Annotated in this window: 11 protein-coding genes; 4 read left to right on the top strand and 7 right to left on the bottom strand. The window is 45.7% G+C overall.

Translation table 11 applies throughout. The annotated features are described in order from the left end of the window. Positions 1-300: 300 nt before the first annotated feature. Both G3569_RS12580 and G3569_RS12575 read left to right on the top strand, forming a co-directional pair. Positions 301-1,158, top strand: a complete 858-nt coding sequence (locus tag G3569_RS12580; RefSeq protein WP_165269645.1) for a hypothetical protein — start codon at positions 301-303, stop codon at positions 1,156-1,158. A 660-nt stretch (positions 1,159-1,818) separates the two neighbouring features. After that, positions 1,819-2,970, top strand: a complete 1,152-nt coding sequence (locus G3569_RS12575) for a Fic family protein (RefSeq protein ID WP_205720192.1) — start codon at positions 1,819-1,821, stop codon at positions 2,968-2,970. Positions 2,971-3,487: 517 nt separating this feature from the next. Here G3569_RS12575 and G3569_RS12570 read toward each other — a convergent pair. Together G3569_RS12570 and G3569_RS12565 are read right to left on the bottom strand one after the other, a co-directional pair. Then, entirely contained in the window at positions 3,488-3,685 is a 198-nt protein-coding gene (locus tag G3569_RS12570) for a DUF3185 family protein (protein WP_165269643.1), read from the bottom strand. Positions 3,686-3,845: 160 nt separating this feature from the next. Continuing rightward, positions 3,846-6,071 (bottom strand): amino acid permease, encoded by a 2,226-nt coding sequence (locus G3569_RS12565; protein ID WP_165269641.1) that lies wholly within the window; start codon positions 6,069-6,071, stop codon positions 3,846-3,848. A 380-nt stretch (positions 6,072-6,451) separates the two neighbouring features. On the opposite strand from G3569_RS12565, the gene G3569_RS12560 reads away from it, so the two are divergent. Both G3569_RS12560 and ettA read left to right on the top strand, forming a co-directional pair. Then, the gene (locus G3569_RS12560) at positions 6,452-6,922 is read left to right on the top strand and encodes a YehS family protein (protein WP_165269639.1); all 471 of its coding nucleotides are present in this window, start codon (positions 6,452-6,454) and stop codon (positions 6,920-6,922) included. Positions 6,923-7,196: 274 nt separating this feature from the next. Beyond that, entirely contained in the window at positions 7,197-8,873 is a 1,677-nt protein-coding gene (gene ettA, locus G3569_RS12555) for an energy-dependent translational throttle protein EttA (RefSeq protein WP_434084077.1), read from the top strand. Between the two features lie 325 nt (positions 8,874-9,198). Here the strand turns inward: ettA and G3569_RS12550 are convergent, their stop codons facing one another. The 5 genes from G3569_RS12550 to G3569_RS12530 all read right to left on the bottom strand — a co-directional run bounded on the left by G3569_RS12550 (position 9,199) and on the right by G3569_RS12530 (position 15,359). After that, complete coding sequence (locus G3569_RS12550; protein ID WP_205720191.1) at positions 9,199-12,357, bottom strand: WD40/YVTN/BNR-like repeat-containing protein; 3,159 nt, start codon at positions 12,355-12,357, stop codon at positions 9,199-9,201. Between the two features lie 322 nt (positions 12,358-12,679). Beyond that, entirely contained in the window at positions 12,680-13,624 is a 945-nt protein-coding gene (gene egtD / locus G3569_RS12545; RefSeq protein ID WP_240894708.1) for an L-histidine N(alpha)-methyltransferase, read from the bottom strand. 180 nt (positions 13,625-13,804) lie between these two features. Beyond that, positions 13,805-14,056 carry a hypothetical protein gene (locus G3569_RS12540; RefSeq protein ID WP_165269635.1) on the bottom strand — a complete coding sequence of 84 codons (252 nt, stop codon included), beginning with the start codon at positions 14,054-14,056 and terminating at the stop codon, positions 13,805-13,807. Positions 14,057-14,235: 179 nt separating this feature from the next. Then, a complete protein-coding gene (locus tag G3569_RS12535) occupies positions 14,236-14,433 on the bottom strand; it encodes a hypothetical protein (RefSeq protein ID WP_138431342.1) in 198 nt (65 codons plus the stop codon). 134 nt (positions 14,434-14,567) lie between these two features. Beyond that, on the bottom strand, positions 14,568-15,359 hold the full coding sequence (locus tag G3569_RS12530) for an endonuclease/exonuclease/phosphatase family protein (protein WP_165269633.1): 792 nt from the start codon (positions 15,357-15,359) through the stop codon (positions 14,568-14,570). Positions 15,360-15,864 lie beyond the last annotated feature (505 nt).

The following is a 15,864-nucleotide window of genomic DNA, read 5'->3' as shown; positions in this document are numbered from 1 at the left end:
CTTCTCAATTTTTACACAAGTATAGGGACATTACCGTCGGTCATCAGTCGTCCGTAATCGGTCGTACTTTGCAACTTAGTCACTCAGTTACTTAATCCCCTAATCACACAGTCTCTTTGTTACAGGAGATTGCTTCTTTGCCGGGCGGCGGTTCGCGATGACGGGCATTGATGTTTGAGAATTTTTTGAGCCTGTTTCTATTGCCAGCCCGCATATGCTTATAGTAAGCCAAGTATTTTAACACAATACCCTCCAACTCTATAGTATTTATTTATGCTACCAACCTTGAGACAACTATTCGTGAAGAGCTTTTTATTTATAACAGCAGCTTGTTTGTTAACATTGGTAAGCTGTGAGGGCCCGCAGGGACCTGAAGGCGCACAAGGGATTGAAGGTCCCCAAGGGCCGGTTGGTCCGTCCGGTGAGGATGGAAGTGTCATCTATGCCGACCAAGGAGCCCCAACTGTTGATATCGGCAAGAATGGCGATTATTACCTGGATCAAAATACCGGTGAGCTGTACGGACCCAAAGACAGCAACGGCTGGGGAAGTCCCGGTATCGTATTGATGGGTGATGATGGTCAAGACGGCACCGATGGGCAAGATGGCGTTGACGGCAGTAAAACTTATTCCGGCAGCGGCCCGCCCGATGCCACGATAGGCACCGTTGGTGACTACTATCTGGATAAAGCCAATTACGAGCTTTATGGACCTAAAACAAAACCTAACAAGGTTAGTAACGGGTGGGGTACTCCATTGAACCTGAAGGGGGCGGATGGTAATGCCAATGTAACACGGTATATCTTTCCCGGTCATGATTTTTCGGCTGATGATTATGCTTCTGCCAGCATTTCCGGAGTTACTGATCCGGAGGAAAGTGCTTGGGTAGTCTATTTACAAGTTGGAAGTTATACCTATCATATGCCGGGATGGGGGCTAAATGGATCCAGTGAATACAGGGTGTTTCACAGGGGGTCTTCTTTTACGCTCAATCTACAAACCGGATCCGGGGAAGCGTATGATCACATCGAAATTCTTCGTATTGAATCCAGTAGTACCGATGATCAAACAACACAGATAAAATCCATTATCCCAGAGCAGCTGGATATTTCGGATTATAAAGCAGTAGCTGATTATTATGGATTTGGTCAGTTATAATTGATCAGTTTTCAGTTAGCCCGTTACTTGAAGAAAGGCGGGTGATTCGCTGTTTGCAAACCCCGAACTCGGGAGCTATTTCAGGCACACTTTGTATCAGTCCCCTCCACGGGAGGCTTTGCTAAACGAAGCTAATGAGAAAGCATTAAAGTTAGCCAAAGTAAATTTAGCGTAGTTTAGGGTGCTCGACAGGCGGAGCGGGGTGGGTTGCAATGGCTATCGTAAAACCGTAGTGATCACTTTTGCTTAGGCAGCTAGTAACAACAGAAGAGCCTCCATACATCAACCAGCTGTTTCTTGGAGATTGCCGCGCTACGTTCCACTACGCTCGCAATGACGAGCGTTGTTTTTTAAAAAAGCAGTGTCACTGCGAGGGATTCCGACGATTTTTTCGGAGGACCGCGGCAGTCTCTCTTTATGAGCTCGCGTAGTAGCTAAAGGATAGCCTTCACCCGTCAACCAATCATTTCCCGGAGATTGCCACGTCGTGCCGCCAACCCACGGTACTCCTCGCAATGACAGCCGCTGTTTAATGTATGGCTGTTCATCCCAACCTATGGTTAAGGCCGCAACATACACCATACATTAAAAATGTATATTTTTAATGTATACCATCCATAAAACCCTTATCTTGAGGCTGGAAGCCATGCCAAACCTTAAATGAAGGATATTTTAATGCCTCAACAGCCGCTCTATCATACCAATCCCGATCGGGACGTGCCCTGGAATGGGCTACCCCTGCTCCCCATCAATGAGGAGCTCTATAAAAATGTGGAAATCTATGAGCAACTTGGGCGGGCGAAAGAGGCGATGGGCTTGCTGGCGGGGCGCAGTGTAGCTATCCCCAATCAAGCGATACTAATTAACAGTATTACCCTGCAGGAGGCGAAAGATTCGAGTGCAATCGAAAACGTATTCACGACCAATGATGATCTCTACCAGGCATTCAGTGACAGCCGGTTTGATGTTAATGTATCGGCTCCCACGAAAGAAGTGCTTCGATACCGCGAGGCGATCTGGAAGGGACACGCATACTTGCAGGAACACGGCGCTTTTGATATCGATTACTTTATCAACCTATACCGCGAAATAAAGGAGGCTCGTGACGGAATCCGCCCTCCTTTTGCCACGACCTATATTCGCCAGGCTGGCAGCGGTCCTAACGCGGGTAAGCGAATATATACGCCGCCCAAAGGGAAAGAGGTACTGCGGAAGAAGCTGCAAAACCTTGTGAATTTTCTGAATGATGATTCCATTCCGCCTAAAGAGCCACTGTTAAAGATGGCTATCGCACATTTTCAATTTGAGGCCATTCACCCTTTCCGCGATGGTAATGGACGTGTGGGACGAATTCTGAACATCCACTATCTGACGCAGGCTGAGCTCCTGGAACTGCCGATTCTCTATCTCAGCAGGTATATCATCGATCACAAACAGGAATATTACGATACACTGGCAGGTGTATCACAGCGCGGAGATTGGGAATCTTGGATTCTGTATATCCTTCGGGCTGTTGATTCTACGGCACGTCTGACCTATCGCAAAATCAATGAGATCCTAGAAGCCAAAGAGACCATTCTGGATGCGGTGGAACGGGAGCAAAACTTCCAGCGGCCGGGCCAGTTGATTGATGCAATTTTTGTGCAACCATTTACAAAGGTGAGCCATTTAACGGATGCGGATCTGTATGCTGAGAATACTGCTCGCAATTATCTCAATAAACTGCATGAGATGGGCGTGGTGGAAAAAAGGGAGATAAAGGGTCGACATTATTATAAGAACCATGAGTTGGAACAGATTCTGTCTTTTTAAAACCTGTTTATGGTGCTCTTCCGACTAGGCGGAGCGGGGTGGATGTACGTAGTAGTTAAAGGTTAGCCTTCACCCGCCAACCAATCATTTCCCGGAGATTGCCACGTCGTACCGACAACCCACGGTACTCCTCCCCGTAAAACGGGGCACCGCGCAATGACGGGCGTTGTTGTTTAGGTATTAATAAAAGTAATCTCACGGAATAGGCCCGCGTAGTATCTAAAGGGCAATAGTTTCAGGATCCAAGATACAGGATGCGGGATAATTAGGAATTGAGAATTAAAAATTACGAATTGGGGGAACAGGTGATGAGTGGGGCGTGATGCGGGATGCACGAAGTTGGATGTTGGAATTTGGATGCTAGAGGCGAGATGTTCGATGCGGTCGGTTGTCGGTCATCAGTCGTCCGTCATCGGTCGTACTTCGTAACTCAGTCACTTAATCCCCCTAACCACACCGTCTCTTTGTTACGGATATTGCTTCTCCCCGGCCGGTGAATTGCAATGACCAACGTTGCTTATTTCTCTTTCCACAACCCCACGACCCCGCCAACGGTAGCGGCTGCCCCACCGACCATCATCCAGATCGCTTTGTCGGAACCGGAACCCCCAAAGAATTTATCCACTTCTGATTGAAAAGATTGGTACTCGTCGTATCCGAAATAGAGTAATACAAATCCGCCGACCAACAGTGCCGTAAAAATTACTTTTTTCATGCTATAAAATGATTGATTAATAAGTATACCATTAGCTACTAAAATCTGTCGTCATCTTCAATTGCTATTTCTGAAGAGAACGTGATTCGTGACGCGTGAAACGTAATGCGGGATACAGAATTCAGGTTACGGAATGGAGCGACAGTTAGACATTCCAGTATCAGGCCAGGATATTTTCGTTGCCCGAATCAGCAACAAATACGCATGCCGACTGGGTAGTTTCCACATAAGAACGAAGCTCATCCAGGTTCGGATCATTAGGTAATCCCAGGAGATCAAGATCGGCTTGCGGGGCGTTTTGTAATGCTTCGTTAAAAGCGCCAATTTCCACATGCTTAAGGACTTCCGGCAGACGGGCCGCATCCAGCAGGTTATCAAGATAGCGATACGCTGCTTCAACCTGCGGTTCATCGACCACAGTAATAACCCTCATCTGGGCATCCCAATTGACCTTTAATTTGTAGGCCGTCAGCAGGGCCAGGTCCACATTGCCGAGCTCCATACTCAGATCCCAGCCAGGGCTCTGTTCTCGTATCCACACATTAATCGCAGAGCTCCTGCCCAACTGAGCTATGGGATCCTCAACATACAGCTGTATCCCCATGTTATTATGCCGTGCCTCGTTGATGATAGAGTGGATCTCCTCGTCGTACCGTTTGTGGGTCGGCAATCGAAGGAAAAGGATATTCGGCTTGAAAAATGTGCCCTGCAGGGTCTGCAACGAAGTCAACACTCCTTCCTTGAAATCATCCGAATCGATAATACTCCACCGGGTATATACATTTTCACGGCTGAACGACATGGCAAAGTCCATCAGCGATTCGCCAAAATGGCTGCTGCCGTTGCTTCCCCCCATACCCACCAGTTTTAGTGATCCCTTGGGATATACCAGGTTGCGAATAAGACTAAAGCTGCCTCGTAACTCCCGGGCACTGCGCACGGGTACTAAGAGATTGGCTTTCCATGCCCGTTCGTTATTTTCGGGAAGTAAGGAAACGCGTTTGGCTGCCCACTCGGCCAGAGATACAAAGAGGCCGCTTCGCATATCCCCGTAGGGTACCTCAAGTTTTCTGTTGGTAAGATACAGGTAGATAACAATCACCAGGCTGAGGGCAATAAGTCCAAAAGTAGAGTTGATAATAAACATGGTAAACAGGCAGCCCACCGTACCCAGAAAGGGCACAAATTTGGGGATGGGGAATGTTGGACGAAAGCTGATCATATCCATCTGCTGTTCAATAAAAACCACTAAATTGATCATCATATAGGTGATCAAGAAGAACATGGTAATGAGCGGGGCAATGGTATTTAAATCCCGAAGCAGTAGCGTGACCAGTACCAGTCCACCGGTAAGTAAGATCGCATTGCGGGGTTCCCCATTTTCAGCTAGCTCCGAAAACCTATCTCCACCGGGGAATATTCTGTGATGACCCAGTGCCTGCAAGATACGCGGAGCACCTACAATAGATGCCAGGGCCGAAGAAAAGGTAGCCCCTAACAGTCCCCCAAGTACCGCCGGTGCCCAGAGCGCGTAATCTATCATCACGTTATAATTACTTACCAGCTCATCAACCGGAGCCACTTTGGCCATCCAATAGCCCGAAGCCATGTAAATTACATAACTTATCGCGATGGCCGACAAGGTCCCCAGCGGTATACTTTTCTTGGGATTTTTTAGCTCACCCGACATATTTGCTCCGGCCATGATGCCTGTGGCTGCGGGAAAAAGTACTGCGAAGACTACCCAGAAACTTACGCCCTGAAAATCACTTTCGGGTGCCCCGGGAAAGGTCCCCCACCACTGAATGCTTTGGTCCATCACGCCCGTAAATACGGTGGCTCCCACCGATACCAGCGCCCCGACAATGACTGCCAGAATAATATACTGAATGCGAAAAGCGAGCTTCGCGCTCATATATGCTACCAGAAACAGTATCCCAAATACCGCAATATCAACTACGAGAGCATAATGATCGGGAAAGATATATAACCAACCCTCCCTGAAACCAAATATATACATCGTAATAGCGAAGGTCTGTGCCAGGTATAGGGGCACGCCCACACTGCCGCCCACTTCTAAGCCAAGTGACTGCGATATGATCGAATACGCACCACCTGCTTTGATGCGAATATTGGTGGTAATACACGACATGGAAAGGGCTGTAAAAGTCACAATCACGAAAGCAAGCGTAATGATAAGCCATCCGCCCAGCAGTCCGGCGTTCCCGATTACCCAGCCCTGGCGCAGGAATAAGATAACCCCTAAAATGGTTAATAATGTTGGAACAAATACTCCACCGAAGGTTCCGTATTTTTGCTGCTCTGTGGATTCTCGCTCTTCAACCTGTTCTTGCAGCGTTGCTTTTCCCGGAGCTTGCTCATCCATATACAATCACCAATTGATTTGACTGATCATTGAACAACAATAAACAAAACTATATCTCAAGATGCAGGATTCCGGTTGCAGGATGCGGGGTAATTAGGAATTAGGAATTAGGAATTGAGAATTAAGAATTGGGGAGATACGTGAGACGTAATGCGTGATGAGTGATGCGTGAAGGTTAGAATTTAGATGTTCGATGCGGTCAGTCGTCGGTCATCGGTCATCTACCCAACTTAATCACCCAATCACTCCCGAACCTTAAGAATTCACACTTAAAACTTAATCACTGATCACTGATCACTGAAAAAATAAGTGTCTTTCGCCTCTACAAAACCGTACCTTTCAGCGAACCACTTCTAATTTTTTTACCCGCTTCCCCATTTATGAGAAATGACAACGTCATCCAGAGCATACGCTATATGCTGGATATCGATGATCACGAAATTGCCAAAATTCTAAAGCTTCGGGGATACAAACCTAAACGCGGAGAAGTATCTGCTATTTTTGAAACCCAGGACCTGCCGGAGGGTGAAAAGGGGCCGGATTGTAGTCACGAACTGATGGGGCATTTCCTGGATGGGCTTATTTACTACAAGCGCGGCAAAAGTGATAAGCACCCACCGCGGCCGATCAAAACTCCCATCACGAATAATATTGTGCTAAAGAAACTGCGGGTGGCCTTTAAGCTCCGCGAAGAAGATATGCATGATGTACTGGAGCTAGGCGGATTTTCGATATCCAAGCCTGAGATGAGTGCCCTGTTCCGTCGTGAGGGACATGAGAACTACCGGGAGTGTGGCGACCAAATTCTGCGCTATTTCCTAAAAGGACTCACCAAGAGAATTAGGAATTAAGAATCTTGGAATTAGGAATGATACGTGACGAGTGAATCGTGATACGTGAGGGCAGATACAGGTTCCTGGAAGTTGGATATTGGGGGCCAACTGCTTAACACTTTACACTTAAAACTTAATCGCCCAATCACTGTTCACTGAAAACTCCAACACTTAGAACTTCGTACTACAACACTCCGAACTCAACGAAAAAGTGTGACTTTAAGTGGTGATTATGCTTATCTTCATCCATTGTTTTGAAGTCCATTCATTTTATTCTTAATTCAATTTTATTATCTCCGTGAGTGATCAGAAAGTAATATTCTCGATGGTTGGGGTCAGCAAGGTCTATAAGCCCAACAACTTTGTTCTCAAAGATATCTATCTCTCCTTCTTCTATGGCGCCAAAATCGGTGTTCTCGGTAATAACGGATCCGGGAAGAGTACCCTGCTGAATATTATCGCCGGCAATGATGAGGAGTACCGGGGCGAAATATCGCGGCAAAAGGGAATTACTTTTGGGATGCTGCCACAGGAGCCGAAGCTGGATCCTGATAAGACTGTCAAAGAAATTGTGCAGGAAGGCGTGCAGGATAAGATCGACCTGCTACAGGAGTACGAAGATGTTAATGCCGCTTTCGGAGATCCCGATGCCGATATCGAAAAGCTAGTCGACAAGCAGGAAAAGCTACAAGAAAAAATTGAACAGATGGGCGCATGGGATCTGGACAGTAAGCTCGACCAGGCGATGGATGCCCTGCGCACTCCTCCCGGGGACACTTCGGTAGAAGTGCTATCGGGTGGTGAGGCACGCCGTGTGGCGCTATGCCGATTGCTGCTTCAAAAGCCGGATGTACTGCTTCTGGACGAGCCTACCAACCACCTGGATGCAGAATCGGTGGCCTGGCTGGAACAGCATCTGGATCGCTACGAGGGCACGGTTATCGCTGTTACCCACGATCGGTACTTCTTGGATAATGTCGCAGGATGGATTCTGGAACTCGACCGCGGTGAAGGTATTCCTTTTGAAGGCAACTACAGCTCGTGGCTGGAACAGAAGCAAAATCGTCTACAACAGGAAGAAAAGCAGGAATCAAAACGACAGAGAACCCTGCAAAAAGAGCTTGAGTGGATTCGCCAAAATCCGAAGGGCAAACGATCGAAGAGCAAGGCCCGTATCAACAAATACGAGGAACTTCTTTCTGAGGAGCGCAGAAAACAGCGTGAGGATATGGAGATCTTTATCCCGGCCGGACCGCGACTGGGTGATAAGGTGATCGAAGCCAATGATGTATCGAAAGGTTATGGCGAACGGTTGCTTATTGAGGATATGAACTTTAGCCTGCCCCCGGGCGGCATTGTAGGCGTTATTGGTCCCAACGGAGCCGGAAAATCTACTCTCTTTAAAATGATCACCGGCGAAGAGGAGCCTGACAGCGGAGAGATTGAGATCGGGGAAAGCGTTGAGCTGGGATACGTCAATCAGAAGCGCCCGCTGGACCCTGAGAAGTCGATATGGGAGGAGATCTCTGGTGGAAAGGATACGGTCAAGCTGGGTGACCGAGAGATCAACTCACGGGCCTATACGGCACGATTCAACTTTAGCGGCAGCGACCAGCAAAAACGCTGTAGCGAGATCTCGGGCGGAGAGCGTAACCGCGTGCATCTGGCCAAGATGTTAAAAAAGGAATCAAATGTACTGCTGCTCGATGAGCCTACCAATGACCTTGATGTGCATACCCTGCGAGCACTGGAAGAGGCTCTGCTCGATTTTGCGGGCTGTGCGGTGGTTATCTCGCACGATCGCTGGTTCCTGGATCGTATTGCTACGCATATGTTGGCTTTTGAAGGGAACAGTCAGGTGTACTGGTTCCACGGCAACTATTCGGAGTATGAGGACAACCGCGAAGAACGGTTGGGCTCTCGTTACCATCCTGAGCGCGTGCAGTACAAAAAACTGATGCGGGACTAGTTAATTAGGAATTACGAATTTTGGAATTAGGAATTGGGTGTGATGCGTGATACTGATTCGTGAGACGTGATGCGGGTTCAGGATCCAAGATGCAGGATGTGGGACAATTAGAAATTGAGAATTAAAAATTAAGAATTGAGGGAATCCTGTTTTTCTCACTTTGTGACTTAGTCACTCTGTTGCTTTGTTACTCAGTCGCATTAATCACCTAATAACTTCTGTGCTTTAACACCCAGAACTCCGAACTTCAACACTTAATTAACCACTAAGGCACTAAGATCACTCAATTACCCAATTTGTCTGACCACTGTTTACTGACCACTGTTTACTGATCACTGTACACTGTTAGCTGTAAATCTGCATTATCCTGAAACTCCTGCCATCTATTAGAAATTGTTTCTAGTTCCGAACTGAGCGTTTCAAAGCGGGTATAGGCATCATTGCCGGGACGCTGGTCGGCCGAAATCGTCATATAATAGAGATACTCCAGCTGATCGATAAGCATCGGCGGCTGGTAGCTTCCCTCCTCGGAGCTCACCAGTTCGCGGTGTAGTTCGTCAAGCTTTTCTTTCACCGACGCTGTCTTATTCTCGGCAAGGTCTCCCTCCTCATTTGCCGAAACCACTCGACTGCGCAATGTATCTATAGCCGCGGCCATTTTCTGGGCTTTCCCAATGGCATCACGCATCTTCAAATTGAGCTCCAGCTGTTCTTGCAAGTCGGCCTTATTTACTCCGTCGGCTTTAACACGGGGATCAATCTTCAGTTGTAGATCTTCAGTTTGACTCCAGTCTCCAACAGTTAGCCGCACCTTATATTTGCCCGGTACTGCCATCGGACCGGCTCCAACACCAAAGTACTGCTCTCCTTCTGAAGAAGCGACCGTTTTATTGGGATACCGAAGATCCCAGCTAAAGCGATTATGCCCCTTTTCAATTTCGATACTATCCGGTTCTCCAATCTTCTCGGGACCCGGAGCCATCATATTGGTGTCACCAGACTTTTTCGTTTCTGTTTCTCCATTATCTCCGATCTTCCCGGCAAAACGGCGAATCACCCTACCCTCTTCGTTAAGAATATCCAGGGTAAGTGGAGCATCGGGGGTCTCATCCAAATAGAAATCAACCATCGCACCCGATTCCGGGTATTGCGGTACATCAGAGCCGCTGCCCCAATAATCCAGGCGATAAGCATCGCGCGGCTCAAAAAGATGATACTCAACCTTACTTAGTTCATCGTTAAGCTGGTGTAGGGGCGTCAGGTTATCGAGAATCCAAAAGCCGCGCCCCATGGTCGACAGTACCAAATCCTTCTTATGCACACGAATTTCCGTAATGGGCGAAACGGGCAATCCTTGCTCGAACTGCTGCCAATTTCGGCCATTATCAAAAGAAACAAATAGACCAAAGTCGGTGCCGCCATACAATAAGCCTTCGCGATCGGGATCTTCCCGAACAACCCGCGTTGGATAGTCCGCAGGAATGCCATTCTCACCATTAGTTAACAACGTCCAGCTCTTTCCAAAGTCGGTTGTTTTATAGATATAAGGATGAAAATCATCTAACAAACGACGCTGCACCGCAATATAGGCTGTGCCTGCCGAGTGGGGCGAGGGCTCAATGCCATCAACACGACCATCCTCAGGCAAGTCTTCGGGCGTAATATTGGTCCAGTTTTCTCCGCCATCTTGGGTAACATGTACCGGCCCATCGTTGGCACCTGCCCAAATTACATCGGGATTATGCGGCGATACCTCAATAGAATAGAGCGTGCTATAATGCTCTTCTCCGGTAATATCTCGCGTTATAGGTCCGCCCGATGCCACCTGGTATTTATCTTTGAAAGCTGTTAGATCGGGACTGATAGTCTCCCACTTTTCACCGCCGTTGGCCGTACGATGCACAAACTGCGAGCCGTGATATACGACGCTGGAATCATGGGGCGACACTTCTATAGGCGACACCCGCTGGAAACGATACTCCAGCTTACTGGGATTGCGCCCATACATATATTGAGCACCGACCCAGTACTGCTTTTCTTGCCCCGTCTTTTTGTTATAGCGCCCAAACCGTCCCTTACAATTGGCAAATACGATCGTGTGATTGTTAATCTGTGGCACGGCCGGCCCCGTTTCACAACCACCGATCATATGCCAAAGTCCCTGTGGTGTTTCAGAGCTTTCGGCCGGGGGCAGGCTGGGCACCGAAATAGTCGAATTATCTTGCTGACCGGAGTACAACCAATAGGGAAACCGGTTATCCACATTCACTTGATATAGCTCTGCGGTAGGCTGGTTATACTGTGTAGACCAGCTTTCTCCCCCATCCAATGTAACCGTAGCTCCGCCATCGTTACCCTGCAGCTGTATTTGGGGATTCTCGGGGTTGACCCATAAGTCATGTACGTCGGCATGTGTTACCGATTTACGTTCAAAAGTATCGCCTCCATCATCAGAAACCCAGTAACGGACATTTCCTACATATATCTTGTCGGGATCCTTCGGATGGGCCGTAATATTTGTAAAGTAAAACGGGCGGCTCATGATAGATTTTTTGTCGCTGATCTGCTTCCAGCTCTCACCGCGATCCTCGGACCGATAGAGTCCCTGTTTATCATCGGGTGCTTCCACCAAGGCATAGACGCGATCGGGATTGGCAGGGGTAACTGCAAAATCAACTTTGCCCATTAATCCCTGCGGCAACCCATCTTCCAGCTTGCGCCAGTTGTCACCACCATCGGTAGATTTATAGATACCATCCTCTTTAGCCGCGCCGCTGATGATGGTCCACGGCTTGCGTTCGGCCCGCCACATGGCAGCATAAATTTCGTCCGGGTTCTCGGGATTCAGCTCCAAATCAATAGCCCCCGTAGAGTCGGAGAGGAAGAGCACCTTTTCCCAGCTTTCACCTCCGTCTTTAGACCGGAAAACACCGCGCTGAGAATTTTTACCAAAAGCATGTCCCAATGCAGCGACATAAACCAAGTCGGGGTTCTCGGGGTGTACTTCCACTGCCCCAATCTGCCCGGCCTCTTCGAGACCGATGAACTCCCAACTTTCTCCTGTATCGGTAGATTTATACATCCCTCTGCCGGTCGTTACATTTGCGCGAATGCCATCGGTTCCCGTTCCCACATAAATAACACTGGTATCCGATTCCGTAACCTCAATAGCTCCAATACTAGTGCTCTTAAATCCTTTACCATCCGTTAGATTATGCCATGAGTTCCCGTAATCAGTTGTTCGCCAGACTCCACCGCCACCGGCAGCCCCCATATAAAACGTTTGGGGATGAGCTGGGTGTCCCTCAACCGCTGTTACCCGTCCTCCGCGGGTGGGACCTACCGTTCGAAACTCCATATCTTCATAAAGCGAACTATCATATGTTTCGCTCTTCTGATCTTGGCCATTGGCTTGTTGGGGGACCAAAAAACTTACTGCAAAAATTAAGAAAAAGGCTAACGGAATGGATTTCATCAATTTCATAAATACCCTACTTTGTTGACGTACGAATTATTAAAAATAATTAAGGAAATCGAAGGAGAGATAAAAACAGATTTATCAGGGATTTACATCTTTCTAAGGAACCGGGCAGATTCCCATACTCATCTGTAGAAAAAAGGACCCAATTACTAAAATCAATAGTATTGTAAAAACTACTAATTTAACGGGAGAATCTTCCGATTCCTCCCGGTTATCAAAACTAAAAAAACGTATCATAGTCCTCCTGTTAAAAAGTATTATAAACCATTGGTAATACAATGACCTCGGATCAAGAGACGAGAATTTGCAAAAAAATACTGCTTATTCATTTTCGTTTGAGATACTGAATTGAAAAATACTCTTGTTCATCAGTCCATACTTCTTCAACAGCGTACCAATCATCAACCAGATTTTCAAAATCAGCCAGAGAATACTTGTACGAATTTTCGGTATGGATGGATTCCCCATCCTCAAAATGAAACTGCTTGTCTCCAATTGTTACCGACTGCTCTTTTTGGGATACCAGATGCATCTCAATACGGCCCTGCTCCTCATCATAAAATGCATGATGTTTAAATGCATCGATATCAAAATCCGCACCAAGCTCGCGATTAATCCGCGCCAACATATTTTTATTAAACGCAGCTGTTATGCCCTGCTTATCGTTGTAAGCCCTCTCTAAAATACCCTTGTCCTTTTTTAGATCTACCCCGATCAACATTGCAGAATCTTCATCAGTAACCGATGCCAGTGCAGATAAAAAAGATTTTGCTTCGGCAGGTCGAAAGTTTCCGATTGTAGATCCCGGAAAAAATACCAGCTGTTTTTCATAACTATCCCCGAGATCAGGCAGGTCAAACTCAGAGGTATAATCTGCAAATACCGGGATGATCGATATCTTAGGATATTCCATCCGCAGACTATTTACCACCTTCAACAAATATTCCTCCGATATATCAACAGGCACATAGGCAGCAATTGACGAGAGTTTTTCAAAAAGAAGGCGGGTCTTTGAACTACTGCCGCTCCCCAGCTCAATTAACATGGGCTTGGGACCAACCTGCTCAGAAATCTCTTCTATATTTTCTTGCAATATAGCACGCTCGGTTCTTGTCAAATAATATTCATCCAGGTAGGTTATCTGCTCAAACAGTTCCGATCCCTTTTCATCATAAAAAAGCTTAGCCGGCAGCTCCTTTTGTTGCTGCTGTAACCCCTCCAAAACCTCTGTACGCATTGACTCGCGACTTGCTAAAACCTCATCATCCATAGAGTTCAATAATAAAATTAATGCATGGTTAGCTGTTTAACTGCCAGTACATTGCTGCAGAATAGTGTATCAATATATCTTTAAAGGGGCTACCAATTAGATACCCACATATATAAGATAATTTCAAACCTATAAGTATACTGCTATCACATATTTACACCATAAGATCTATTATAACTTCTATTTCTCTCTATAAAAGTAGATCTTTTTTTTATCAGGATCTTTCCCACTTCTAATTTTAACTCCTCTATCCTGATTATACTGATACACAGCCGTTCGCATTGAGTTCACACTTTTGTCATCATCGTAATCAACTTCAATAGCTTCTCCACCGACCTCAAGCTTATCCAATGCTTCCAACAGGGGTTTAAACTTGGATGACCTTCGTTTTGAAGAATATATTTTTTCTCTGTCTACAAATTTAATATCCATTTTATCCTACTATTAATAATAAATCGTTCCATTGCTAAATATAGGACAATTTACATCACGATGTATAATATTAATACCAATCTATAACTATTTTTTCCTTATTGAAATTCATTTTTTAATAAAAAAAGCCTGCAGGAAAAAATCCTACAGACTTCAAAATAAGCGTTTAATTAGATGTATTACTGGATTTCATAGAATTGCTTGTAAACATAATCCCAAAAGTCTGCCAAGTTTGAACCTTTATTATGTGGGTTCTTAGAGGTTGATGATTTCATCGCATCCAGGCAGGCTTTTTCTTTCGCATCATAATATGCTTTTAACTGATGTGCAGTGGGATCTTCGATCATCTCTTCGAACTTCTTTACTTTCTCAGGCATAGAAAATGACTTTGGTTCTTTTTTCTTATAACGTGGAAAAGGATAAAAAATTTCCCACTTTCTTTTAATAAAGCAGTTTGAATATTGGATTGCAAAAGCTACTTGCCATATCACTCCCGATAATACCGTTGATGTCAAATTACCAGTGTTAAAACAATGGGCATATGGTCAGAGTTATTCTCTCGCAGAACCTTCATATCAATGACTTCCCAACTCTTACCTGATAAAAAGATATAATCAATTCTGCTCGTTGGATTATCATAGGGAATGGTAGGTACAATCTTGTCTGCCAACTTAGCCGCATCAAACCATTCTTTTAAAGCCAATTGATATGGTTCCTGTTGAGGTGTAAAGTTAAAATCTCCGGCAATGATGGCAGGTGTTTCACTCCCCGAAAAAAAGCTGTTTATTCTTTTCATCTGTGCAATCCTATTTTCATGATGCTGATGACACAAATGTGTTCCGCCAAAAGTTATGAACTGCTGTTTATTAACGGGATACCGTGCTAATAACAGTGTTCGGGGTTCCCCGCCCTTAGGTATAGGCAGATCAACTCTTTTTGTTCCAATTGATTTGGCAGCTAATATGCCTTCCCCATAGCCACCGCCGTCATAATTCATTGCTTTCCCGAAATAGCCATGCATTCCTGTGAGCTCAGCCAGCTTTTCTACTTGGTTAACCGGCCTTCCACCATTAAAAGAAGCCGATCTTCCCGTCAAACTATCAACTTCCTGAAGGGCAACCAGGTCTGGCTTTACGCTATTTATCACATCAGCGATACCTTGCAAATTACTTTCTCCGGTCTCATAGTAATGTTCCCCGTGATAAATATTGTAACTCATTACCGTTAAGGTATCCTGCGCGGTGGCCGGCAAAACGTTTACACTGAAGATGAACCAAAAGAGAATGAATAAATATTTAGCCATAGTTCCGTAATTTAATACTCGAGGACCTTGCAAAAACAATTGTCATTATGAAAGTAATAAATAATCAATTACTTCCTTTTTAATATTCCGGCATAACGAATTTTCAGACGGCCTACCCTATCGAATCTTTAGTATAGCAGGGTGACTTTTTTCATCACTGAATAAATAGTAACAGTCAAAACATACAGTATTTTCTTTTCAACTTTTTTCTATCCCCTGTTCTTTAGTAGTCCATTTTTTACCAATCCAAAAAACCATCTAATCAAAGCATTTGGGAAAGGGATAAGTTCTTTAATTTACCAATAGAGGGCTTTGCAAAACCTTTGATTTCGTCATTCTGAACTTGTCGAAGAATCTCCAGTATCCATCTGCTGCCGTTGAAAGGGAGATCCTTCATTACATTCAGGATGACTGCCTGGTTTTGCAGAGGTCCCCAATATGTACTTAGCCAACTAATATAGACTTAGAATAAAAAAATCCCCTGTCTCTAGTATAACAGGGGATT

Source organism: Fodinibius halophilus, from assembly GCF_011059105.1.
GTDB lineage: Bacteria > Bacteroidota > Rhodothermia > Balneolales > Balneolaceae > Fodinibius > Fodinibius halophilus.
The sequence above is the reverse complement of the archived record's forward strand: the minus strand, read 5'-3'. Positions and strand labels throughout refer to the sequence as shown.